This window comes from Oleiphilus sp. HI0066 (assembly GCF_001635725.1).
Genome location: NZ_LWFH01000723.1, coordinates 1 through 1,325, shown reverse-complemented (window position 1 = coordinate 1,325; position 1,325 = coordinate 1). Strand labels below are relative to the sequence as shown.

General features: G+C 46.2%; 2 protein-coding genes. One reads left to right on the top strand and one right to left on the bottom strand.

Features of this window, described 5'->3' with window-relative positions:
• Nucleotides 1-852, top strand: an 852-nt coding sequence (locus A3738_RS08900; protein ID WP_156504123.1) for an HlyD family type I secretion periplasmic adaptor subunit, incomplete at its 5' end; no start/stop codon positions are given.
• 68 nt (nucleotides 853-920) lie between these two features.
• Here A3738_RS08900 and A3738_RS30845 read toward each other — a convergent pair.
• Nucleotides 921-1,325 (bottom strand): hypothetical protein (locus tag A3738_RS30845; RefSeq protein ID WP_197473741.1); only part of this gene is annotated, 405 nt, incomplete at its 5' end.

The following is a 1,325-nucleotide window of genomic DNA, read 5'->3' as shown; positions in this document are numbered from 1 at the left end:
TACAAAGTTCGTCAGGAAGAACTACATAAACAAGTCGAAGACATTCATTTAAAAGCAAGCAAAGCCCGGCAAGAACTTGTTGCGGCGAACCAACGTCAACAAGATCAGCAACGACAAGTGCAGCTTGTTGAGCAGCAACTAAAAATGAATGAGCCTTTGCTAAAAATGGGGGCCGTATCTGAATCTGTGGTGCTCGATATTCAGCAACAATTGAGTCGTGCACAGTCTGAAGTCAATTCCACAAAAAATGAAATTCCTGAACTGAGATCAGAAATAGATCGCCTTCAAAAAGAAGAAGAAAGCGTTGTGGCAAGTTTTAAAGCCAAAGCCCAACAACAACTTTCTGAAGTAAGAACGCGCCTTGATATTGCGCGTGGTAAACAAACTGTGAGCGCTGCGAGCGTTGACCGAACTGAATTGCGCTCTCCGGTGGATGGCATTATCCAGACCTTGCACATAAATACGATAGGCGGGGTCGCGAGACCAGGCGCAGAACTTATCGACATCGTCCCTGTGGGTGATGAATTACTTGTCGAGGTGAAAGTAAAACCTAAAGACATTGGCTTTGTTCGCCGAGATCAGTACGCCAAAGTGAAAATATCGGCCTTCGATTTTGCTGTCTATGGCGGATTGGATGGCAAGGTCGAAACCATTTCTGCTGACTCAATTACGGACCAACGCGGAAATAGTCACTACCTTGTGAAAGTACATGTAGACCAAGCGTACTTTGATAACCCTAACGGGCGCTTGAACGTCATACCTGGCATGCAAGCAACGGTTGATATCAGCGTAGCTGAACGTTCAGTATTGGAATACATCATGAAGCCGCTGTTGCGGGCCTTGCAACGCTAGAGCTGCGCGGGAGTAGAACACTGGGTCAATATTTGACGCCAGTGTTACTAACCAAATGACAAACGAAACTAATCTAGTCGAAGAACACGAACCGTATTTTCAGCAGGTCCCGAACCGCTTTGTGGCGCACGTCTTTCTTGGAAGATAATGGCCGTTTGACCCTTCTCCGAATTAACATCGATAGCGAGTGCTTGATTATCCGTAGGAATATCTACGATAGCACTTTCATTTTCAAAACTCTGTTGAGAAACGATGCTGTTAGTCGATTGATCAAACAGACCGGTTTGTACTCGAAAATAGGCTACTCGAACTCGCGAAGTATATTGAGAGCAACTGCCCGCCCCAACATTGTCGGCGTCTTCACAAAGGCTCTCTTTGTACGCGATCGCCATATTGCCATTACCGGCGAAAGCCATATCTAGCGCATTTTGCGTGTAGCCTGCACTACCAACTAACCCTGCTTGCAATACCTG